The organism is Bradyrhizobium sp. I71 (assembly GCF_022354745.1).
Classification (GTDB): domain Bacteria; phylum Pseudomonadota; class Alphaproteobacteria; order Rhizobiales; family Xanthobacteraceae; genus Bradyrhizobium; species Bradyrhizobium liaoningense.
On record NZ_CP059398.1, the window covers coordinates 3,926,635 to 3,949,252 of the forward strand.

Sequence of the window (22,618 nt, forward strand, 5' to 3'; positions counted from 1 at the left end):
CAATCGCAATCGCCGACCGGCGTAGCGGCCAGGGTTTGCGCATCGCTGCACATCAATGGCGCTGATAGGGCTGCAGACTTGCTCGGATCTCAAGCATCAGTTCATCAGAGTCTCGCGTCCCGAAAACCATGCCTGCCGGGCCGACGATGCGATTGTGCGCATATTCCAAGTGCAGGTTGATGAGCTTCTTGAAGTGGGGAGGGTTGTAATTGATCCCAAGCCTCACCGCTTGTTGTCGAGCACTTCCGCCAAAACCGGCGGCGCTTGCATTCACCACATCATGGCGGACGAAGAGGTCGAGATCGCCCCAGATTTCGGTGTCGAACAGCGAAAGCTGGGCCATGACGTAGCCGCCACCAATTTTCGTCTTGCTGCCGCTGAAGTTCGAAAGCAAGCCCTCGGCTTCCAAGGTGATAGGATGTCCGAAGGCCTTAAACGAATAGGACACATCGCCTTCGACGGTCAACTTGTCGCCTTCGGCCGGGAGGGCGCCCAAGCCAGATTGGCCGACGGCGGTCAGCAGCCTCAGCATTCCGTTGTGGATGTCCATCGTATGATCGATGCCGCCCCCCCAAGGTTAGTTTCTGTCCGCTTTCCCTATCCTCGAATGGCGTCGCAGAGAGCTTTGCCGAGAGCGAATTGCCGATCGAGTATCGAGGGCGGTCGACGTTGAACGAGCCGCGGTTGTCGAGGGCGGGAAAGGCGATCGTGTATTGCGGCGACAACGCCTGAACATACTCGAAGCCAAATTGCGCGCCGAAGAGATTCGCTGTCCCATGCTCTTCCAGGATCAGAGATTGATTGATGGTTGGGAGATTGCCGGACGACAGATTGTCCTCGCGCGAGGGAATATGGGGATTCTGGCCGAGCAGGGCGCGCAGATGGCCGGGATCCCGGACATCTGAATCGCAACGAAAAAGTTTTCTAGATTGCGGCGGCCAAATCCGCTTGTTCCGCCGATGCCGCTCTTGAAGAAGTCAGAATTGACCATGTCGATTTCGTAGACGAGCGCTGGCCGTAACTGATCGGTGATACGGGGAAGATCAAACTCGCTGCCCTGCCGGAAGCGACGCCATGTGCTGTTGTTGTCGCCCTGCGCGTCGATCAGACGTTCAGCATAGCCCCATAACGTCCATCGAAAATCGACATTCTGGTAGAAGAGACCGGCGCCCGGATCATAGGACCAAGTTCCCCACGGTCGCTCTGAAGTGACCGATGGGGCCGTCGCTTCGGCCATCCGGGTCGCGACGTTCGTCGATTCATCTGCGAGCGCCGGTAGCTGACCCGAGAACGGCCAAGCCTGCCAGCATTGCCATGTGCTTTGCGGCTGCCATGAAAAACCTCACCCTGATGGCGCCTGTTCCTGACGTTTGATGCGAACTGGCGGCACTAGATTTCACGCCAAAAACGCCGAAAGCCTCATTCGACTGCATGCGGGCGATCCAATATCGAACGGGACTCCTACTGCGTCCTCCGAAAGTGGCCTCACGTCAAGCTAGTCCAGCCCGAGAAGACAAGCTTGATCTCGTCACGAAAGGCGAAGCGCATTGCTACTGGCAGATGACGAAATCGTCATCTTGGCGTCAGGGGCCTGTCAGGCTCGCTTCTGTAGGCAAGGGTAGGTGTCGAGGTTTGGATGAATCCAATGTGGCGGGCGAACTTATTCGGTCGGAAGTCGATGTGGACCGCATTTGCCGTTCCCCTGACGATTGTCGTCGCAGGCTGCGCCCAGTATCGGCCCGAGCCGTTTTCGGCCGAGCGCCACGCTGCGGCGCTCGAAGAACGTTCGTTCAACGATCCGCGATTGGGCGAGTTCGTCGCGCTTGGTTTGCCTCGGCAACGGAAGGGCGGCCGGGCATGGGAGCTCTCGAGCTTGACGCTGGCGGCGCTGTACTATCATCCGGATCTCGACGTCTCGCGCGCCAAGCTTGTCTCGGCACGGGCCGCCGTGATTACCGCCGCGCAAATTCCGAATCCTACGCTGAGTGCGAGCGCGACCTACAACGCCACGATGACCGCGCCGACGCCGTGGACCGTCGGCCAGATCGTAGGCTTCCTGATCGAGACGATGGGTAGGCGCAAGTATCGGATTGGCCAGGCGGAAAACCTGGTCGAGGCCGCGCGCGAGGATTTGGCGACGGCCACCTGGCTGGTGCGCGGGCACGTCCGCACCGCCTTCCTGAGCCTGTGGGCGGCCCAGAGAAGGCTCGAACTGAACGGCCGGCGTGCGGCCCTTCAGCGCCAACTCGTCGACCTGCTCCAACGGCGGTTCTCGGAAGGTCAGGCCTCCGCATTGGACCTCACGCGCGAGCGGATAAACCTCAATCAGGTAAGTCTTGCGGTGCGCGATGCAGAGCGGCAACGCGCCGAGGCGCGGGCGCAACTTGCGACCGCCGTCGGCGTGCCGCTCCGAGCGTTGGACGCCGTCAGCCTCTCGTTCGGCGCTTTCGAGCGGGCACCTCCATTCCGCCTGGAGGCCGGCGAATTGCGCCGCGAAGCCCTTGTCGGTCGCAGCGACGTGCAGGCGCTCCTCGCCGAATATGCGGCAATGCAAACTGCCCTGCAGTTGGAGATCGCGAAGCGATTCCCGAACGTTAATGTCGGGCCCGGCTACACCTTCGATCAGGGCGCCAACAAGTACAATCTCGATCTGTCCTTCGAACTGCCGATCTTCAACCAGAACCAGGGGCCGATCGCCGAGGCGGATGCCCGCCGCAAGGATGCCGCCGCTCGCTTCGACGCCTTGCAGGCACAGATCATCGGGGCGATCGACACCGCCGTCTCGAGCTATCGCGCGATAAACCAGACGATGACGACGGCGGATGCGCTGGTTGCCACCGGACGTCGGCGTCAGGATGAAGTCTCCCGCTCGTTGCAGGCCGGGGACGTCGATCGCTCCACCCTGGTCACGGCCGAGCTCGAGGTGGCGGCGATCGAAATCTCGCGTTTCGACGTCCTGGTGCAGCAGCGACAGGCGCTGGGCGCGCTGGAGGATGCGCTTCAGCACCCGATATTCGAACCGCGCGTCCGCCTCTTCGTTTCGGAGACGAATCCACGCGGACCATCAGGGTCAGGCATATGATCGAATCGAAGCCATCGAAGAAGCGCTGGCGGCCGTTGCGCCGTTTCCTTCTTGTACTTGTCCTGGCCGGCGTCGGAGGCGGGATTCTCTGGGGTTTCGTGGCGGGACGAATGGAGGCGGCGCTCGAGGCCGAGCGGGAAAGACCCATCAAGGCTCCGCTCCGCGTCTCCCTGGATAACGACGAGCAGGTCGTGACGCTGGACGCCGAAGCCCAGAAGCACAACGGGATCGAAACGTCCCGGGTTGCGGCGGCGCCGTATCGGGAGCGCGTCCGGGCCTACGGCACGGTAGTCGATCTGGCGCGTCTGACCGACCTGAGCAACAGCTACCAGACCGCCAAATCCTCGCTGCAGGCCGCGAACGCCCGGCTCGCGGCATCGCGCCCTGCGTACGAACGTGCGCAGACGTTGAACAAGAACGAGCAGATCGTCTCGCAGGCGACAGTCCAGGCGGCGCAGGCGACCTACGGCGCCGACGTGGCCACTCAGGCCTCCGCCGAGTCGCAGCTCCGGACGCTCGCGGCCACCGCGCAACAGGAGTGGGGGCCGGTTCTAGACAAGGCGCTGATCGAGGGATCTCCTACGATCACCCGATTGATCGAGCGGCAGGACTTTTTGTTGCAGGTCACCCTGCCGCCCGGGGTGTCGATACCGACGCCTCCGCCGACTGCCGCGATCCTCACCGCCAACGGACTGCGAGCCGACATCAGGTTCGTCTCGCCCGCGACGCGGACCGATCCGAAGATTCAGGGCGTGAGCTATTTCTATATCGCCGCGGCCGACAGCGGCGTGTTGCCCGGCATGAACGTGATTGCGTATCTGCCCAGCGGCGCAACTGTCGAAGGCGCGGCCATTCCGGAGCCGGCCATGGTATGGTGGCAGGACCGGGCCTGGGTTTACCGGCGCAGCGCCCCCGACAAGTTCACCCGCGTCTCGATCGCGACCGACTTTCCGGCGCCCGGCGGAGGCTACGTCGTCAAGGGCTTTCCGAAGGATGCCGAAATCGTGACGCGCGGCGCGCAGGCGCTCCTGTCCGAGGAGTTCCGCGCGCAAATCCAGGTCGGCGAGGACAAGAAATGACCGGCGCGCCTCCATCGGGACCACAGGCGGCGGTCATCGGCTTTGCGATCCGCTTTCGCGGCATCGTCATCGCGCTTGCGTGCCTGCTGCTGGCGTACGGGGTCTATTCGTTGGGGCGGGTCAAGTACGACGTGTTCCCGGAATTTGCGCCGCCCCAGGTCGGCATACAGACCGAGGCCGCCGGCCTCACGCCCGAACAGGTGGAAATTCTCGTCACTCGGCCGATCGAGACCGCGATCAAGGGAGTGCCCGGCGTGCAGACGTTGCGCTCCACCTCTATACAGGGGCTCTCGGTCGTCACGGTGTTCTTCGATCCGTCGAGCGACATCTACCGCGACCGCCAGGTCGTGGCCGAACGGCTCGCCGCAGCCGCTCAGCAGCTTCCCGCCGGCGTCCAGCCGCCCTCACTGACGCCGCTCACGTCATCGACCAGCACCGTGCTCGTCGCCGGCCTGACCTCGGATTCGAAATCGTTGATGGAACTCCGCTCGATCGCGGAATGGACCGTCCGCTTGTGGCTGCTCGCGGTGCCCGGCGTCGCCAACGTCGCGATCTTCGGCGGTGAGACGCGGGCCATTCAGATTCAGGTCCACCCCGATAAGCTCATCCTGTACGATCTTGGCCTGAACGATGTTCTGACCGCGGCCCGCAAGGCCACGGGCGTGCGCGGCGCCGGCTTCATCGACACCAAGAACCAACGCATCGTATTCCAGACCGAAGGCCAATCGCTCCAGGCGGCGCAGATCGCCCGTACCGTGCTGCTGAGCCAGAACGGCTCGAGCGTCACGCTCGGCAATGTCGCCGATGTGAGGGACGCTCCGGAGCCCGCGATCAGCGGCGCCGCCATCGGCGGCCGGCCGGGTGTCATTCTCAACGTCTCCGAGCAGTACGGCGCGAACACCGTGGACGTGACGACCGCCGTTGAAGCGGCGCTCGAGGATTTGCGGCCGGGATTGGCGGCCAGCGGCATTAGCATTCAGTCGGACCTGTTCCGGCCGGCGAACTTCATCCACACCGCGACCAGCAACGTCCGCGATTCCTTGATCATCGGCGGCGTCCTGGTCATCGCAATCCTGTTCCTGTTTCTCTTCGACATGCGCACCGCGGCGATTTCCTGTATCGCCATTCCGCTGTCGCTGCTGGCCGGGACGATCGTTCTCCAGGTGGTGGGCGCGACCCTCAACACCATGACCCTTGGCGGTCTTGCGATCTCGATCGGCGTCGTGGTCGACGACGCGGTGATCGGGGTGGAGAACATCGTCCGGCGCCTGCGCGAGAACCGGCGCCTGCCCGAACCGCGATCCGAAGCCAGGGTGATTCTGGACGCCTGCATCGAGGTCCGCAGCGCCGTCGTCTACGCCACCTTGGCCGTCATTCTCGTCGTTCTACCCATCATGGCGCTTTCCGGACTTGCCGGTCGGTTGTTCGCGCCGCTTGGCTTCTCCTACACGTTGGCCGTGCTGGCGTCGCTCCTGGTCGCGCTCACGGTGACGCCGGCGCTCTCGATGGCGCTGCTTGCCGGCCGGACCGCTGCAGCCCACGATCCTCCGGTCGTCCGTTGGACGCGCGCCGCTTACGAAAACCTGCTGCGGGGCATTGCGCAGCAGCCGCGGACCGTAATTGCCGCCGCGGTAGCGTTTACGCTAGTCGGCTGCGCGGCCTTGCCTTTTTTCGGAGGCGGGTTCATTCCCGAGCTCAAGGAGGGGCACTTCATCATTCACATGTCGGCCGTGCCCGGCACGTCCATCGACGAGTCGCTGCGCATCGGAGCGCGCGTCGCCGACACGCTGCGGACTCTGCCTTCGGTCCGGTCGGTCGCGCAGCGGGTGGGCCGGGCGGAGAAGGTCAGCGACACGTGGGGACCGCACTACAGCGAATTCGAGGTCGATCTGAAGCCGCTAAGCGGCGATGAGGCGGAGGGCGCGCAGGCCGAGATCCGCAAGGCACTCGCCGGCTTCCTTGGCGTCAATTTCTCGGTCAAGACGTTCCTGACCGAGCGGGTCGAGGAGACCCTTTCGGGCTACACCGCCTCCGTCGCCGTCAACATCTTCGGCAACGACCTCGACGTTCTCGATCGGACGGCGCAGGAGATCGCACGCGTCCTCGGCGGGATTCCCGGCGCCACCGAAGTCCAGGTGCAGTCGCCGCCGGGGCTCCCACAGCTCACGATCCGCTTGCGGCAGCCAGATCTGGAGCGATGGGGATTCGATGCCGTCGAGGTGCTTGATCTCATCCGCACCGCCTACCAGGGCGATGTCGTTGGCCAAACCTACGAAGGCAGCCAGGTCTTCAACGTCATCACGATTCTGGATCCGGAAAGCCGCGGCAGCGTGACCAAGGTCGGCGACCTTCCGCTTCGCGTCACAAGTTCACCGGGCACGGCATCGGCCACGGCCGGTGCAAGCTCTTCCGGAGGCGGCACCTACGTGCTGCTGAAGCAGATCGCCGATATCTACGAAGTCGCTGGACGCTACCAAGTCCTGCACCAGGGCGGGCAGCGCCTGCAAACTGTCACTGCCAACGTGGCGGGGCGTGACGTGGCTTCCTTCGTTCAGGACGCGCGTGCGGCGATCGGTTCGAAGGTTCGGCTTCCGGCAGGCTCCTACGTGACCTTCGCCGGCGCCGCGGAAGCGCAGTCGCAGTCGCAGCGCGATCTTCTTCTGAACTCGCTGATCGCCGCCGTTGGCATCGTACTGCTACTCTCGATCGTGACGGGCAACTGGCGAAACCTGCTCCTGGTGCTGGTCAACCTGCCGTTTGCGCTCGTTGGTGGCGTGCTGGCGGTGTTCGCGACCGGAGGCCTGCTGTCGCTGGGCTCGCTGGTCGGTTTCGTGACGGTCTTCGGGATCACGCTGCGCAATTCGATCCTGATGGTTGCGCACTACGAACATTTGGTCGAAGTCGAAGGGTTGAGTTGGGGCCCGGATACCGCGATCCGGGGCGCCGCGGACAGGGTAACACCGATCCTCATGACTTCCCTCGTCACGGCCCTGGGCGTGCTGCCCCTGGCAATCGGCATGAGCGATCCCGGCCGCGAGATCGAGGGGCCGATGGCCGTCGTAATCCTTGGCGGGCTGCTGACGTCCATGGCGCTCAACCTGCTCGTGCTCCCGACCCTGGCGCTGCGGTTCGGGCGTTTCGAAGCGGAGGCCAATGAATTCGCAACTCGACAAGCAAGCCCGGGGCCCGCTCCCGCAGAGTAGATCGGATGGCGAAACAGCGCGCTCTTCGAGCGTCTCAGCCGATCGCCGCGGCTTCTGAGCAAAGAGATATCTCTGCCACGCATGGACCAGTAACATAAGTCCAGTCCGGATCTCCCGATCGTCAAAATGACTTGCCGACAGTAGAGCAAATGGGAGTCGCGGGGCGTGCCGAGCAGCATTCTTGCTGGAGAGGCTTTCACGTTGGCGCAACTAGCGACGGCTCTCAATCTCAACATGGTTCATAGACGGGAGCGGCTAGAGGACCTCATCGTTGGCGGCGAGCGCTGATCCTACGGCGCGATCAGGATGGCATTTGCCATAGCCTTGAGTCCTGCGTGCGTTCGTCGTGCATTCACAAGCACAGCATTGACTGGAAACGCTCGTCCTACTTGGGGCATCAGTGAAACCAAGATGACGGATTCTTAATCGCCATATCGGCAGTCCGTAATCTGCGCCTGATAGTGATCGCACCTTCGTCGCCTCGGCTCACTGCATCCGAGGGAGCTTTGCGGGAATCGCTTATGAGTTGGCATCCATTCTGCGACGTCTCAGGATTGGCGGCGATCGGGGCGGACCATCCGTTTTACTGCTTTTGGTCGGAAACGAATCGGACGCGCTATCAGTTTCGTTGCCTGCGGTACTGGTTCATGCGCAGGATCATCGACCTGGAGAGCGAACGACGCGGTTGTCCGCTGAGGGTGCTGGAAGTCGGAATCGACAGAGGACAGATGTTGGCGTTCATGAACGGGCGCGCGAGCGGATCCGGTCGCTTCGGTTTGCCGGAGCTGTTCGAGCGATGGGACGGGCTGGATCGGTTGCTCCGGCCGGAATTAACGCGCTATTCATACAGTGACCTGATCGAGCACACGGTGGGACGTGAAGCGCTTCCCTGTCTGCGGTCATACGACATCGTGATCGCGCTGCACGTACTGGAGCATCTCAAGGAACCGGAATACGCGCTGCAACAGCTATCGACCTGCCTGGTGCCCGGCGGCATCATCGTTGGTGGCTCTCCCACCATGCCTGCTTGTCTGGCGCCGCTTCGCGAACGCGTACTGCGAAGACGGGCCGGGCCCTTCGAGCATGTCAGCGTGATCTCTCCGCAACGGCTCCAGCGATTTGCGGACGACAATTGCTTCTCCGTCGAATTCCTGTCCGGCGCCTTTCTGTCCCGACACTCTGGATGCGCGATCGAGAACTCGCGCATTTGGCTGCGACTGAACCTACCTTGGGGAGCCCTGTTTCCTGCGCTCGGCAGCGAAATCTACTTCTCGATGAGGCTGAAAGGCCGGCGAGCGGCGGCCGCTTCAGATCAGTGATCCGCTTGGAGACGCGCCACAGAATGAGCCCACCAAGCCTATCCGAACCGAAACCCAAAGCGAGGTCTGCCGACGCGCCGCACGCCTCGGACATGCGAAGCTCGTCGACGGATATCGTAAGGAATGCCCATCCGGCAGCTCGGCGGCGCGATCTTCGCCTCGACCTTTTCCGTGGTTTGCGAACTGGGCGATCTTCCTCGATCATATCCCCAACAATGCGGTCGCGTGGTTGACGACGAAGCACTACGGCTTCAGCGATGCCGCCGATCTTTTCGTCTTCATCTCCGGCTATACGGCGGCTCTGGTCTACGGTCGGACGATGCTCGCGCGTGGATTCTTTCCCGCCGCGATCCGGCTGCTTTCGCGTGCTTGGCAGCTCTACGCGGCTCACGTCCTTCTGTTCGTGACATATGTCGCGTCGATTGGATATATCGCGCGCACCTACGAACACTCGCACCTCCTCGACGAATTCAACGTCGCCCAAGTCATCAAGAATCCGCTTGCCACACTGGCGCATGGCTTAACTCTTGGATTCAAGCCGCTGAATCTCGACGTGCTGCCTCTGTACATCGTGCTGATGGCCGTCTTCCCGCCTGTGCTCTGGGTGATGACCGACGGCCCGACCGGGCCCTTGCGGTCTCGTTGGTGCTTTACTTCGCGTCGAGACATTTTGGATGGAATCTCCCGTCCTTTCCGTCGGGCGTCTGGTACTTCAATCCGTTTGCCTGGCAGTTGTTGTTTACGCTGGGCGCATGGGCCGCGCTGGGCGGCGCGGCCAGGTGCCGGAGCCCTGATCGAATCTAACGTGGCCCTAGCACGCTTCAGGGCACTCTCAAGGAGCCGCTGCCTGGTGGTCAAAAGAGATTTTTGACCACGCGCGTTGACCAGGATGTGGCGCAGGAGCTTGAGAAGTACAACGTCTGGTTCACCGGGCAGATCGAGAGCACATTCCTGCGCGACATCCTGTCCTGGGCGATGCCCGTCCTGATATTCTTCGGCATATGATGGTACATCGGCCGCCGCATGGCCGAAGCGGGTGGCCTGGGCGGCGGACTGATGGCGATCGGCAAGAGCAAGGCGAAAGTCTATGTCGAATCCAACACTGGCGTGACCTTCACCGACGTGGCTGGGGTCGACGAAGCAAAGGACGAGCTTCGCGAAGTCGTCGATTTTCTGAAGAATCCCACCGACTATAGCCGTCTTGGTGGCCGCATGCCCAAGGGCGTGCTGCTGGTTGGCCCGCCGGGGACAGGCAAGACCTTGCTGGCAAAGGCGGTTGCAGGCGAAGCCCGGGTGCCTTTCTTCTCGACCTCGGGCTCTGAATTCGTAGAGATGTTCGTGGTCGTCGGCGCTGCGCGGGTGCGCGACCTGTTCCAGCAAGCTCACGAAAAGGCGCCAGCGATCATCTTTATTGACGAGCTCGACGCGCTTGGCCGAGCCCGCGGCATCGGCCCGTTTGCTGGAGGGAACGATGAGAAGGAGCAAACGCTAAACCAGCTTCTCGTGGAACTCGACGGCTTCGACTCGCGCTCGGGCTTGGTTATCCTCGCGGCTACAAACCGACCGGAAATCCTCGACCCTGCCCTGTTGCGCGCTGGGCGTTTCGATCGCCAGGTCTTGGTCGACCGCCCCGACAAGAAGGGCCGTATCGAGATACTCAACGTCCACATGAAGAAGGTGCGGCTCGCTGGTGATGTCCAGCCGGAGGCCGTTGCAGCGCTAACGCCCGGATTTACCGGAGCCGACCTTGCTAATCTCGTTAACGAGGCCGCGCTTCTGGCGACGCGCCGGGGGGCCGAGGCGGTAAGCATGAGCGACTTCAATAACGCGGGAACGCATGGTCGCCGGCTTGGAAAAGCGCAACCGGCTGCTCAATTCCAAGGAGCGCGAGATCGTCGCTTACCACGAGATGGGCCACGCGCTCGTCGCGCTCTCACCGCCCGGTGTTGACCCAGTGCACAAGGTCTCGATCATCCCGCGCGGAGTCGGCGCGCTGGGCTACACCATTCCGCGGCCCATCGAGGACCGGTTCCTGATGACCAAGGAGGAGTTAGAAAACAAAATGGCCGTACTTCTCGGCGGCCGTGCGGCTGAGCTAATTGTGTTTGGTCATCTATCGACCGGAGCCGCCGACGACCTGCGCCGGGTAACCGACATCGCGCGAAGCATGGTGACCCGCTACGGGATGTCGGAGAACTCGGCAGCGTTGCCTACGATCGCGAGCCCGGTAGTTTTCTCGCAGGGCCTGACCAACCTTATCCGGTCCACGAGCGAGATTATTCGGAGGAGACTGCTGCTGCTGTCGATCGTGAGGTGAAAGCGATTGTAGATCAGGTCTTCCAGCGCACCCAGGGCCTATTGAACACACGACGTCCGATCCTGGACCGTGCCGCAAAGAAGCTCCTCGAGAAAGAGACTTTGGAGCAAAGTGACATTGATGTGTTGATACGGGAAATGCCCAGGGAGGGTCTCCGAGCGATGTGATTCTCTTCCCACATCGCCCAGGCCACTGGCTTATTGTCTAGGTGCGACGCAGGACGCCTGACCGCGCAATCGCGAGCCCCTTCAGTCTTGCGTCTCGCATGGTTCTGGTTTCCGCATCGGTCGCTCAACCTCCGGCAGGGCGCACCTGACGGCTCCAGCCGGAGGCTCATCGCGCGGGGAGGTCAGAGCAGCTGACGACAGGCCAACTAAATCGGCCGACCTACTTTCAAGAGGCTGAGCAGGGGGCCAGTAGGCGCGCCTGGCATTGCTTGTTTCCGGCGGGCTCTTGAAGGCTCGCGAGCAGACACCCAACTTGATTGCCGCGACGCTGGCAAAGAAGCGGCGCAAGGGCATGTCGTTCAGTCATCCTTTCATAGGACTGACGCGCTGCGCGGCTTGAGCGAGCCCTGTGCGGTTCTCAGACATGGGAGGGATCAAATGGAGGTCGTGAACACCAAAATTTTGGAACAACCCGTACCAGAGGCTGTCATTGCCAATGACAATCTGCCGGCAGATCTTTTCACCCCGTCCGTGTTCCCGAAAGGCGCCACAGCCGTCATCTTCAGGCCGGCGCCATCGCCGATGAGTTCGGGAAGAGCCCATTGCGACGGCTGGCGGCTCGTGTTCGAGCGGCGCAGCGCTCCTTACCTGGAGCCTTTGATGGGATGGACCTCCGATGATGACCCGCTGGCCCAGGTCGAGCTCAAGTTTCCGACCCTGAGGTCCGCAATCCGGTATGCTGAACGGCAGGCCCTACGATACGTTGTTGAGACGCCTCACCACGAAGGCGCGGACCAAGCGGAAACGCAGCCCCCGGTGACGCGTGCCTTCTCCGATGCCACCCTCGAACGCCTTGGGCTTGGCGCCTTGCAAGAAAGCTATGTGGACGCCGTTGCAGGCGCTGAAGCTCGGCATGACCCTCGAGGGGATGAAGGCTGGGCCACCCCTATGGCCGTGGCAAAGGATGCGGCCTTCCCAATCGAGGCCAAACGCTCGATCCTGATAAACTGGGCTTGGACCGAATACCTGATCGAACAAGCGAGCGCCGACGCAAAACCCGACGAGCAGCGACGATCGCGCCTGGGTGAAGTCGAGCTCGCCTTGCTCGAGCTCGAACGGACCACCATTCAGTCCAACCAGCGCCGAGAGCCGGCCCAAGGGAGCGAGCCGACGACCGAACTAGCAGCATGAGGGGATCTGCTCGATTCTGCGGCTGCAGCCGGTCAGCTTTCGAGAGGAACGAAGACCCCGGCAAGCCCGGGGTCTTCGTTCCTGGCCGACGGCTGTATGCTTCGCTCAGCCGACGTTCCGCTGTGCGCGGCCAGGGCCATCCCTATCAGCGTTGCGCCGCCAAAAGCCAAGTCGATCCCGACAAGCAGTCCAACGGCCCACAGCGCCGATCCGGGAAGGCCAATAATGATGATGGACGCGATCAGCAGGTCCATCAGACCCGCAATCAGCATCCAAGATCAGCCAATCAATTCGCGCCGATGCTCGAACGCGTACAGGATGGAAGCGACGCCCTCGGCCAGGAAGTAAGCTCCCAAGACGATGGTCAGCGCGTACGTGCCCTGGATGGGCGCAACCAGCAGGACCACACCCGCGGCAATAGCGACGAGAGCGGACAGCAATGACTTACCAAAAGCCCGGCACTCCTTTCGCCCAGAATGTTAGGACCAGTCCGACTAGACCACTGATCAAGAATATCCATCCGAGCCAGATGGTTGTGGCAATGCTGGCCAGTGGTGGCACGATCATGGCCGCGAAGCCGAGGATGGTGAGCAGAACGCCTTCGTCCCGCATCGCCCCCGTCGCCGCCGATCGTAAGCGGGCAAAGAACTCTGGTGTAGTCATTGCAATCTCTCCCGTCCGCCGCTCGTCAGGCGCGCGACCTACTGCATGAAACGTACAGTTCGAACTTTGTTCCATATGCCCCGCGCGCACCCAACTGCAGCGAGAAGCTTGGACGAGCAATTAGAGCCCTTTCCACTTGATGTGGGTCATTATGTGTATCCGGCATGTCGAAAGTAGTTCGTGCACTGGGCGGGTGCAAATGACTTGATGAGCTTGCCAATCAGCTTCATCAGCGTTGTCACGGTGCGAGCGGCGCCCTTGCGCAGCGCCGTCTCCAGCTTCGAGAATGCCATTTCGATCGGATTGAGGTCGGGCGAGTAGGCCGGCAAATAGCGTACCTTGGCGCCGACCGCTTCGATCGCTTGGCGAACGCCGTCGATCTTGTGGGTGCGCAAGTTGTCCATGAAGACGGTATCGCCTTTGCGCAGCGTCGGCGCGAGGATCTGCTCAACATAGGCGAGGAACGATGGCCCATCCAGCGCGCCGTCAAAGACATAGGGCGCCGTCAGGCCATTGATGCGCAGCGCGGCAACCAGTGTCAGCGTCTTCCAGTGGCCGTGCGGCACGCTCGCAACGAGACGCTCGCCGCGCGGTGCGCGACCGCGATGCCGGACCATCTTGGTCGTAACCGCCGTCTCGTCGATGAACACAAGGCGCGGCGCATCAAGCCTGGATTGCTCGGCCTTCAGCTCGGCACGCGCTGCAGCGACAGCAGGACGATCCTGTTCGGCGGCGTGCAGAGTTTTTTTTGAACGTGATGTCGTGGCGTTCGTAGAGCGCCAGACCGAGGTCGTACCGGTTTTCAGCCGCTTCTCGGACTTGAGTCGCGCGCGAATCTCTTCGAGCGTCAAGTCCGGCTCCGCGGCGACCAGATCAAACAGCCATTGGCGATGCGCTTCAAGTGGCGAGCGACTGTGGCCCGTGCCGGGCAATGCCGCGACACTGCCCGTCGTCGCCCACCGCTCAATCCAGCGGATGGCGGTCGAGGCGCCGAGACCAAGCACCCGCGCCGCTTCCCGTCTGCTCTCGCCATCTTCGACAAGCGCGACTGCCCGCGCCCTCAGGTCCTTCGAGTATCCCTTCGCCATCGCGCAACCTCGTCGTTGCTGTCAAAGCAACACGAATCTGATTTTCTCCCCTCTGGGAACCCCCTTTTTGTTCCGATTCACATCAACCGAAAACCGCTCTAGTCAGGCCTTGAGTTGATGCACCCAATTGCGCAGAGCGACGCTATCGGTCACGCCTACGTGGCTCGCTGCTACCTTGCCTCCACGAAACGCGAAGAGAGCCGGGATACCTTGAACACCGTATTGGCTGGCAGCTTGTAGATTTTCTTCGACGTTCACTTTGACGAAGCGCGCTCTGGGCTCCAGGGTTTGGGCGGCTTGAGCAAATATCGGAGCCATCGCGCGGCACGGCCCGTACCACGGCGCCCAAAAATCGACGATCACCGGAGACTCTGCGATGTGTTTCTGCAGCTGGCTGGCGTTGACGTCGATCGGGCGACGCTGAAAAAGCGGCGCGTGACAGCGGCCACACCTTCCGGCTTCAGCTGGTCGATCCGCCGGAACGGCATTGATGCTATCACAACTCGGGCAGACTACTCGACGCTTCTCGGCCATAGGACGTCCTCACGTTCAGCCGGTGCCGCCGTGAATCTGGGCATGAGTCCGAGCGATCGCCAGTGGTCTGCCTGCGGCGCTTGTGCTCCGCACGCAGGCTCCTAGATCATCATCAAACGGCGCGGCTCGCGCCGTTTAGCCCCCAACAGGAAAGGATCAATTGGAGATAGGGAGCACGGTTATGAGTACCCATGCAGGTCCGCTCGACGTTCGCCCGAGCCGTATCGAACAACTTGAGTCTGATTTTGCCGCTCTCGCGCCTCAGCTCTCGGGGGCGCTGAAAGGCAGGCGATCTCGCTGCTGCATGGGATGGTCCAGGAGCTGTGGCGCGCGGTGGGTTCTTCCAGCCCGGCACAAACCCGGCCCGGCGCCACAATCGAAGACATCGTTGAACTCCATCAGCACGCGCCGGCAATGGAGGGGGAGGCGGTTAGCACACCGCTGCCTGTGGGACAGCCCGCGCCAGAATTCGCTCTTCCTGACGCCAACGGGGCACCATTCGCCTGTCCGATTTCCGCGGCCGACCAGTTGTGCTGGCGTTCTACCCGCTCGATTGGAGCCCAGGCTGCAGCCGGCAACTGGATGTCTACCAGCACGAGCTCGAGGAGTTTCAGCGCCGAGGTGTCGAACTCGTTGGCATTTCGGTGGATAGCCTTTACAGCCATGGAGCCTGGTCCGCTGTTCGGGGGCTGAGCTTCCCGCTTCTGTCGGACTTCAATCCAAAGGGCGAAGTCGCCCGGAGCTATCGGGTCTGGCGCGAAGCCGAGGGATTTTCCGAGCGCGCGTTGTATGTCGTCGATGCTGACGGCATCATTCGCTACGCACACGTATCGCCCAAACTTCAGCATGTCCCGGACATCTACGAGCTGTTCGAAGTCCTGGACGGACTTGTGACTCGCAAGGCCGCTTGATGGAGCATTCCCGATGTATGCGTCTACTTCCTCTATGTTTCGAGCAAAGCCGCATGCCGGCGGCGTCGTTGTCTATGGCAGCCGCTGGTGTGGAATCACGATGATGGTGCGTCGCCATCTCGATCGGGCTGGTGTGCCCTACCATTTCGTGGATTGGGAGGCATATCCGGAGGCGCGAAGTCAGCTCGAATGGTTGGCCGGCGGACGGATTGCAAGTCCAGCCGTCACTATCGGCGGACAAGTGCTGGTCCAGCCATCGCTACGCGAACTCGACTCGGCTTTGAGCCGGGCAGGTTATCGCTGACCGCCGTCGATAGGAGCTGACCCACTCGTCGGCGATCCGCACCATCCGCGGCGCGCGTTGCGCTGATGATCGTACGGGCAGCAGCATGGCAATAGGCGCCGGTTACTTGAACTCGCCTCCGACAATTCTAATTCAACTCATAGCCGAACCGAGGTTCGGCTATGTTGAGCTTGGTAAGGACTTAAGTGCGCAGAGCGCGTAGAAAGTTGAGGGAAACGACATGAGAAAGCTTGCCCTTACAATCGTCGCGGCGGCAACGCTCCTCATCGGATCGATGGCGCCGGCTTCGGCCCATTGGCGTCACCATGGTTGGGGCGGCCCGGGTATCGTTCCTGGGCTTGCTCTCGGATTGTTCGCGGGAACATTGGCGGCCGCTGCCGCGCCTCCGATCTATTATGGACCGTCTATGGTCCGCCCTACTACTACGGCCGCCCATATCGGGTAGTCCGCTGACTATCCGCCGGTTGATCCCTACTGGTACGCCTGGTGACGAGAAGAAGGCCCGGCTCCCGCCGGGCCTTCTTAGTCCGCCATACGGCGCTTCCGGCAATGAAACTCGATGGCTTGAAAAGGTTGGGTTTGGCGAGGTGACGAGTGTGTGCTGTTGGCGGGCGAAGATGCCGAAGGAGAGTCTGCGGTCGCTGAGCAGCAATGTTGCGCCGCTCGCGCACTCAGCTCGCGCTCCGATTTTGAGCTCGGGGCGGCTCGATCGGCCAGCCGGTAGATGACGGCGCGCGAGAGATGAGGGCCGGCTGCCCGTCCTGCCGCGATGGCTGGGTCGGATGTGTGGGGTAGTTTTCGAGGTAGATCTGGCCTGCAACCAGCATGATTCCGGCGGATAGGAGCGTAAGGCTTGCTGTTACAATGTCGCTATAGTCGTCCATTTCTGTCATATCCCTTAAGCGAGAGAGCACGTCTGCCATCTGTGATCAAAGTTTCGCCACAGCAAACCTCGCCTAGCAGGCCGGCATGCTGGCTCGGTGTCGTCGCCGTGGTTGGGTCTGCTCCGCAGAACCCGAAGGTGTCGCGTTAAATACGGATTGGTCCTCGGTCTTACCCTCGCGTTCCCGCATCACCGGCGCGACAAGCCGAAAGGCTATCGCAGAGCCGGGAATGGGGTCTTCGCCCGCGCGCCTCACTAGTCCACGGTCGATGAGATCCTTCAGCGCGAGCCTGAACTCTTTCGCGGTTGCGTGCGTACCGATGCTGGCTGCCAGGCTCTGCAATGTGATAGCCCTGCCATCGCTGCCGTGGCGCTCGAACGCAGCAAGCAGTTTGCGTTTAATCTGCTCAAGATCGATAGGAACTGCTCTTTCCATGGCCTTCACAGTGGCTCTCTGCTCAAGTCTCGATCCGGGCCAGCCGGACTCCCTCCCTGGCGGAGAGACGAAGCGACTATCGGCTGAAATGCGGACAATGCTTCCCGTGCGCGGCGCAGGCCGCGCGACGGGAGCGATTCGGCCAAGACTTAAGCCGTCTGCTTGTGCTCGAGCTTCTGATTGTCGTTGCCGGCCTGGAGAGGAATCTGGCGCGGCTTCATCGCTTCGGGAACCTCGCGCACCAGCTCGATCTTGAGCATGCCGTCCACGAAGGAAGCGCCCTTCACCTGCACATATTCGGCCAGGTTGAACTGCCGACGGAACGGGCGAGACGAGATACCCTGGTACAGAAACTGATGGGTACCCTTGTCCGCCTTACGGCCTTCGATCGTCAGTACGTTCTGCTCAGCCGTGATGGTCACCTCATCAGGCGAGAAACCGGCCAGAGCAAGCGAGATCTGATAGTGGTCCTCATCGCTCCGCTCAATGTTGTAGGGCGGGTAGTTGTCGCCCGTCCATTGGGCGGAATCTTCGAGTAGATCGAACACGCGGTCGAAACCGACGGTCGATCGCCACAGCGGGCTGAAGTCAAAGGTGGTCATAGCCACATCCTCCTTTCGAGCAACATGGTTACGAGCGCACGGACACCGTAGCCGGCGCCCGATCACCGGGTCCTCAGAAGGCACCCGGAGCAGCGCATCGCCGCGCGCTGCACTACTGGAATTAGAACGGGCTCGGCCGGTTTCAAGCCCTCTGCATCGCGAGCCCCCCTCGATAAGAGGCTTCGAAGGCGTTGCCAACGGTCTGCGGAAGCGCATGCGGTCGCTTGCCACCACGCCGCCCATGCCGTATCGGCGATAAAATGGCGGCGATGACCTGATCCTAAGTATGCAGCTTCGCGCCGGGCTCGAGAGGCCTGGGACAAGCGGATTCGCGCTCCACCTCAATCGAGCAGGTGACCGCGGGGCACGATGCAAGCCCATCGTTTTGGGACCGTCCATCCGTCCGGGGGGATGGCGGCGGTTCGACCGGTCGTCCGAATTGACGGAGATCTTCCGACCAATGGGTTAGTCAAAACGTGGAACAACCCATTGTCTTCGCGGTTCTTTCGGCGTCGCCGGCCTGAGTGTCGCTGGGCGCCTTCTGGGCCCAGTTAAGCCGGGCAACGCGGCGGCTCGTACCATTTTGCTCCATGGAGGATTTGGATATGAAAGCCACCTGTCTTTTCGCTTTGCCGTCCATCGGTCTCACTCACCACGGTGGGCTCGCGCGGCTGCATCTTCCCTTTGGCAGCCCGTTCGAACTCAAGAACGGCTCTGGCTTCTGAAGGAGGGCAAGTCATGTCAATTGCCTCAGCCCTCCCTGCTATCCATTCGGAAGCCGGGTTGTCCCGGTATCTGCAACAGATCCGCAGCTTTCCGCTGCTCGATGCGTCGGAAGAAGTGATGTATGCGAGGCGTCTTCGGGATTTTGGCGATCGCGAAGCTGCCTACCGTTTGGTGACGAGCCATTTACGGCTCGCTGCCAAAATCGCCCTGAAATATCGGCGCTACGGTTTACCGGTTGCCGATCTCATCTCAGAAGCCAATGTCGGATTGATGCTGGCGGTCAAGCGGTTCGACCCTGAAAAAGGATTTCGCCTTGCCACCTATGCCACTTGGTGGATCAAGGCGTCCGTGCAGGAATTCGTCCTGCGGTCATGGTCACTGGTGAAGCTCGGCACGACGGCCGCACAAAAAAAGCTGTTCTTCAACCTTCGAAAGTTGAAGGCGCGCTTGGGTGCGCCGGAGGACGGCGAGCTTTCGCCAGAACAGGTAAAACAGATCTCTGAGCACCTTCAGGTCAAGGAAGCCGATGTCGTCGAGATGAACGGGCGGATCCGTGGCGACATGACGCTGAACATTCAGCTCAGCGACGAAGAAGGCGAACAATGGCAGGACAGGCTCGCCGATTCGTCTCCTGATCCTGAAACCCTGCTCGTGGAGACCGGAGACCGTGAACGGCGGAAGGCCGCACTCTCGGAAGCCTTGAGCGCGCTTTCGCCGCGAGAACGCACCATCGTCGAAGCGCGTTACATGGCAGAAGAGCAAAGAACGCTGGACGATCTTGCTACCAAGTTCGGAATCTCTCGCGAGCGAGTTCGCCAGATCGAGCAGCGTGCCTTGAAGCGTATCAAGGCGATGATCTGCGCTCGCCTCCCCGATCTTCAGACTGCATCAGCAGAGGCATACTAGGAGGATCCCACAACCACAGACTGGCTGCTGATCAATGGATCAGCAGCCAGTGCAGATATCGGGCACAATGGCTTCCGCTGAGAATTCACGGTCCTTGCGGGCATCGGACCTTGTTCTTGCAAGCTTGCCCCGCGGCTGTGAGCTTTGATTGCTCACGATCTGCTTAACGGCGGCGTCCGAGCCTCGCAACGCTCGCAGCGATCCCACTTCTTTGGCGTGCAGCGAAACCATCATGCCGAGTAAAGCAGCGAATACCATCAAGGTCCGCATCTCTGATCAACCTCCTTTCGACGATGCTCCAAACTGCTGCGTTGCTCCGCGGCCGAGCAACATCTCGGTTTTATGATCTAAGTTTTCAACTGAGCGGCGAGCGATTCCGACGCTGGCGAAGCCTCGAGCGCGAGTGCTATCGATGAGCAGATTTGGGGCAGAAAAATTTGCTCACTTCCTCTTGAAAGTAGAACCTCCGCGCCTAAGTGGATTTTTGCCCGGGGGCCGCTATGGACCCGGTTTTTGGACATCGCTGAACCTGCCCAAGGAGGATGTGCATGCATTTCCGTCCCTTGCACGATCGCGTGCTCGTGCGACGTCTGGACGCCGAAGAGAAGACCGCCGGCGGCATCATCATTCCGGACACCGCAAAGGAGAAGCCACAGCAGGGCGAGATAATCGCCACTGGGCCCGGCGCACGCAACGAACAGGGCCAACTCGTTCAACTCGACGTCAAGCCAGGCGATCTTGTCCTGTTCGGAAAGTGGTCTGGCACCGAGGTCAAGATCGACGGCGAGGACTTCCTCATCATGAAGGAAAGCGACCTTCTGGGTGTCATCGACAAGACAGGCACCGTCAAGAAGGCAGCGTAGCGCACGGACAGTCATAGAGGACATTGACAGTCATAAAGGAAAGGAGAGTTCAAAATGGCTGCCAAGGACGTCAAGTTCGCAACCGAGGCCCGCGAGCGCATGCTGCGGGGGGTCGATACACTGGCTAACGCGGTGAAGGTCACGCTCGGTCCGAAAGGGCGTAACGTCGTGATCGAAAAATCGTTCGGTGCACCGCGCATCACCAAGGATGGCGTCACCGTCGCCAAGGAAATCGAACTGGAGGACAAGTTCGAGAACATGGGCGCGCAAATGGTACGCGAGGTCGCCTCAAAGACGAATGATCTTGCGGGCGACGGCACCACGACAGCGACCGTGCTCGCGCAGGCCATCTTCAAGGAAGGCACCAAATCCGTCGCCGCCGGCATGAATCCGATGGACCTGAAGCGCGGCATTGACCTGGCTGTCGACGCTATCGTGTCCGATCTGAAATCACACGCCAAGAAAATCACCTCCAATGACGAGATTGCCCAGGTCGGTACAATCTCGGCCAATGGCGACACCGAGATCGGCCGCTTTCTCGCCGACGCAATGAACAAGGTCGGCAATGAGGGCGTGATTACTGTCGAGGAGGCCAAGAGCCTGCATACGGAGCTCGAAGTGGTCGAGGGTATGCAGTTCGACCGCGGCTACATCTCGCCCTACTTCGTCACCAATACCGAGAAGATGCGCGTCGAACTCGAGGATCCCTACGTTCTGATCCACGAGAAGAAACTGTCCGGCTTGCAGACCATGCTGCCGCTGTTGGAGCAGGTGGTTCAATCAGGTAAGCCGCTCCTGATCATCGCGGAAGACATTGAAGGCGAAGCGCTTGCGACCTTGGTCGTCAACAGACTGCGCGGTGGTCTGAAGGTCGCGGCGGTGAAGGCGCCCGGTTTTGGCGACCGCCGCAAGGCCATGCTGGAGGACATCGCGATCCTGACCGGCGGCAATGTCATCAGCGAGGACCTCGGCATCAAGCTGGAAAAGGTCACAGTGAAGATGCTTGGCCGCGCCAAGAAGGTGGTCATAGACAAGGACAACACTACCATTGTCGGCGGCGCGGGCGCCAAGAAGGATATCGAGGCGCGCGCCCAGCAAATCAGACTGCAGATCGAGGAAACCACCTCCGACTATGATCGCGAAAAACTGCAGGAGCGGCTGGCGAAGCTTGCCGGAGGCGTTGCGGTGATCCGGGTGGGCGGCGCGACGGAGGTCGAAGTCAAGGAACGCAAGGATCGCGTCGATGATGCGATGCACGCAACTCGCGCGGCGGTCGAAGAGGGCATTCTCCCGGGCGGCGGGGTGGCCCTCCTGCGTGCCCTTAAGGCGCTGGAGGGCGCCAAGACGGCGAACGCCGACCAAAAGGCCGGCATCGACATTGTTCGCCGAGCCATTCAGATGCCGGCTCGCCAGATCGTGGAGAACGCCGGCGAGGATGGGTCGCTGATTGTCGGCAAGCTTCTGGAGCACCAGAGCTACAATTGGGGCTTCAACGCGGCGACTGGCGAGTACGAGGATTTGGTGAAAGCCGGTGTGATCGATCCCGCCAAGGTCGTCCGCACCGCCTTGCAGGACGCCGCGTCGGTGGCGTCGCTGCTGATCACGACCGAGGCGCTCGTGGCCGAGAAGCCGAAGAAGGCAGAACCAGCTCCGGCAGCTCCCGCCATGGACTTCTGAACAATAGAGCCCGGCCGAGGACGGCCGGGCTCCGCCGATGAGAGGAGAGAAATCAAAGACGAAGTCTCGCATGAAAGGTCTGATCGTCGTCGGCTCAGGATGAAACAGGACGCGATCCACGGGTTCATGTTCTCACTGAGCTTTCTCACCATCGCCTGGACCTGTTGTCGAACGATTGGAGGAGTATAGATGCGGAGTCATCATCGTACGTTCTCCGCCCGAACGGAGACCAAACACAACCTGCGGCGACACCTGCTGGCGCTCGCGATTGGCGGCGCAATTTCTATGACTGCCTTTGGTGCTTACGGCATGGACAGCCCGCGCGGAGCCGAGACGACGCGTAGTGCTTTCACAGGCCTGCCACTGCCGCCGATCCCTTATCTTGATACAATGCCGTGGATGAAATGGCAGCCGGAGCCAGCAAGGATGAAGATCGACATTTTGCTGCCGCCGAGCTCTGCGCCGACCAGCATCTTTCCGCAGCAGATGCCCGGTCCTAACGGGCCGGCTGCAACAAGCTGAACCTCACGGGAGCGGCCCGCCAGGCCGCTCCGGTTTCAGTGCGTCAAGAGCGAGCGACGATCATGTCCGGACCGAATTCGGCGAGGCATTCCGTACGCGGGAGCACCGACCGGGCATCACGCGCAACACTCGGGCCTGACGTCCG

At 61.5% G+C, this 22,618-nt stretch carries 18 protein-coding genes and 4 pseudogenes; 14 read left to right on the top strand and 8 right to left on the bottom strand.

Annotation, left to right across the window (positions count from 1 at the left end):
* Positions 1 to 52 precede the first annotated feature (52 nt).
* Positions 53 to 550: a hypothetical protein gene (locus FJV43_RS19115; protein ID WP_239619927.1), complete on the bottom strand. Its 498-nt coding sequence runs from the start codon at positions 548 to 550 to the stop codon at positions 53 to 55.
* A 240-nt stretch (positions 551 to 790) separates the two neighbouring features.
* Positions 791 to 1,237, bottom strand: coding sequence for a hypothetical protein (locus FJV43_RS19120; RefSeq protein ID WP_239619929.1), 447 nt, complete (start codon positions 1,235 to 1,237; stop codon positions 791 to 793).
* Between the two features lie 636 nt (positions 1,238 to 1,873).
* Between FJV43_RS19120 and FJV43_RS19125 the strand changes: the two genes are divergently transcribed.
* The 7 genes and pseudogenes from FJV43_RS19125 to FJV43_RS19165 all read left to right on the top strand — a co-directional run bounded on the left by FJV43_RS19125 (position 1,874) and on the right by FJV43_RS19165 (position 12,358).
* Positions 1,874 to 3,082, top strand: coding sequence for a TolC family protein (locus FJV43_RS19125; RefSeq protein WP_239619931.1), 1,209 nt, complete (start codon positions 1,874 to 1,876; stop codon positions 3,080 to 3,082).
* The gene (locus tag FJV43_RS19130) at positions 3,079 to 4,161 is read left to right on the top strand and encodes a hypothetical protein (protein WP_239619933.1); all 1,083 of its coding nucleotides are present in this window, start codon (positions 3,079 to 3,081) and stop codon (positions 4,159 to 4,161) included. The genes FJV43_RS19125 and FJV43_RS19130 overlap by 4 nt, the downstream gene beginning before the upstream one ends.
* On the top strand, positions 4,158 to 7,364 hold the full coding sequence (locus tag FJV43_RS19135) for an efflux RND transporter permease subunit (protein WP_239629499.1): 3,207 nt from the start codon (positions 4,158 to 4,160) through the stop codon (positions 7,362 to 7,364). Before FJV43_RS19130 ends, FJV43_RS19135 begins: the two co-directional genes overlap by 4 nt.
* Positions 7,365 to 8,011: 647 nt before the next feature.
* Positions 8,012 to 8,683, top strand: a complete 672-nt coding sequence (locus FJV43_RS19140; RefSeq protein WP_239619934.1) for a methyltransferase domain-containing protein — start codon at positions 8,012 to 8,014, stop codon at positions 8,681 to 8,683.
* A 92-nt stretch (positions 8,684 to 8,775) separates the two neighbouring features.
* Positions 8,776 to 9,469 (top strand): annotated as a pseudogene (locus FJV43_RS19145) (OpgC domain-containing protein); the annotation flags it as partial.
* A 30-nt stretch (positions 9,470 to 9,499) separates the two neighbouring features.
* Positions 9,500 to 11,167, top strand: a pseudogene (ftsH, locus tag FJV43_RS37165) (ATP-dependent zinc metalloprotease FtsH); the annotation flags it as partial.
* Positions 11,168 to 11,605: 438 nt separating this feature from the next.
* Positions 11,606 to 12,358 (top strand): NADH dehydrogenase ubiquinone Fe-S protein 4, encoded by a 753-nt coding sequence (locus FJV43_RS19165; RefSeq protein WP_239619940.1) that lies wholly within the window; start codon positions 11,606 to 11,608, stop codon positions 12,356 to 12,358.
* A gap of 119 nt (positions 12,359 to 12,477) precedes the next feature.
* Here FJV43_RS19165 and FJV43_RS19170 read toward each other — a convergent pair.
* The 3 genes and pseudogenes from FJV43_RS19170 to trxA all read right to left on the bottom strand — a co-directional run.
* Positions 12,478 to 13,021 (bottom strand): annotated as a pseudogene (locus FJV43_RS19170) (DUF308 domain-containing protein); the annotation flags it as partial.
* Positions 13,022 to 13,170: 149 nt separating this feature from the next.
* Positions 13,171 to 14,109: an IS630 family transposase gene (locus FJV43_RS19175; protein ID WP_239619941.1), complete on the bottom strand. Its 939-nt coding sequence runs from the start codon at positions 14,107 to 14,109 to the stop codon at positions 13,171 to 13,173.
* A 102-nt stretch (positions 14,110 to 14,211) separates the two neighbouring features.
* Positions 14,212 to 14,643 (bottom strand): thioredoxin, encoded by a 432-nt coding sequence (gene trxA, locus FJV43_RS19180; protein ID WP_239619943.1) that lies wholly within the window; start codon positions 14,641 to 14,643, stop codon positions 14,212 to 14,214.
* Between the two features lie 530 nt (positions 14,644 to 15,173).
* On the opposite strand from trxA, the gene FJV43_RS19185 reads away from it, so the two are divergent.
* Positions 15,174 to 15,554 (top strand): redoxin domain-containing protein, encoded by a 381-nt coding sequence (locus FJV43_RS19185; RefSeq protein ID WP_239619945.1) that lies wholly within the window; start codon positions 15,174 to 15,176, stop codon positions 15,552 to 15,554.
* 103 nt (positions 15,555 to 15,657) lie between these two features.
* Positions 15,658 to 15,858 carry a glutaredoxin domain-containing protein gene (locus FJV43_RS19190; RefSeq protein WP_239629500.1) on the top strand — a complete coding sequence of 67 codons (201 nt, stop codon included), beginning with the start codon at positions 15,658 to 15,660 and terminating at the stop codon, positions 15,856 to 15,858.
* Positions 15,859 to 16,814: 956 nt separating this feature from the next.
* Here FJV43_RS19190 and FJV43_RS19195 read toward each other — a convergent pair.
* A complete protein-coding gene (locus FJV43_RS19195; protein WP_239619947.1) occupies positions 16,815 to 17,186 on the bottom strand; it encodes a hypothetical protein in 372 nt (123 codons plus the stop codon).
* A gap of 140 nt (positions 17,187 to 17,326) precedes the next feature.
* Positions 17,327 to 17,779 carry an Hsp20 family protein gene (locus FJV43_RS19200; RefSeq protein ID WP_239619948.1) on the bottom strand — a complete coding sequence of 151 codons (453 nt, stop codon included), beginning with the start codon at positions 17,777 to 17,779 and terminating at the stop codon, positions 17,327 to 17,329.
* Positions 17,780 to 17,957: 178 nt separating this feature from the next.
* Between FJV43_RS19200 and FJV43_RS19205 the strand changes: the two are divergent.
* A pseudogene (locus FJV43_RS19205) lies at positions 17,958 to 18,248 on the top strand (hypothetical protein); the annotation flags it as partial.
* Positions 18,249 to 18,517: 269 nt separating this feature from the next.
* Positions 18,518 to 19,411, top strand: a complete 894-nt coding sequence (rpoH, locus tag FJV43_RS19210) for an RNA polymerase sigma factor RpoH (RefSeq protein ID WP_239619950.1) — start codon at positions 18,518 to 18,520, stop codon at positions 19,409 to 19,411.
* Positions 19,412 to 19,450: 39 nt separating this feature from the next.
* Here rpoH and FJV43_RS19215 read toward each other — a convergent pair whose 3' ends face one another.
* A complete protein-coding gene (locus FJV43_RS19215) occupies positions 19,451 to 19,681 on the bottom strand; it encodes a hypothetical protein (RefSeq protein ID WP_239619952.1) in 231 nt (76 codons plus the stop codon).
* A 278-nt stretch (positions 19,682 to 19,959) separates the two neighbouring features.
* Here FJV43_RS19215 and groES point away from each other — a divergent pair, with 278 nt between their 5' ends.
* The 3 genes from groES (at position 19,960) to FJV43_RS19230 (ending at position 22,473) form a co-directional block, all read left to right on the top strand.
* Positions 19,960 to 20,274, top strand: coding sequence for a co-chaperone GroES (groES, locus tag FJV43_RS19220; RefSeq protein ID WP_239619953.1), 315 nt, complete (start codon positions 19,960 to 19,962; stop codon positions 20,272 to 20,274).
* A gap of 54 nt (positions 20,275 to 20,328) precedes the next feature.
* Positions 20,329 to 21,951: a chaperonin GroEL gene (gene groL, locus FJV43_RS19225; RefSeq protein WP_239619955.1), complete on the top strand. Its 1,623-nt coding sequence runs from the start codon at positions 20,329 to 20,331 to the stop codon at positions 21,949 to 21,951.
* 189 nt (positions 21,952 to 22,140) lie between these two features.
* Positions 22,141 to 22,473, top strand: a complete 333-nt coding sequence (locus FJV43_RS19230) for a hypothetical protein (RefSeq protein WP_239619956.1) — start codon at positions 22,141 to 22,143, stop codon at positions 22,471 to 22,473.
* Positions 22,474 to 22,618 lie beyond the last annotated feature (145 nt).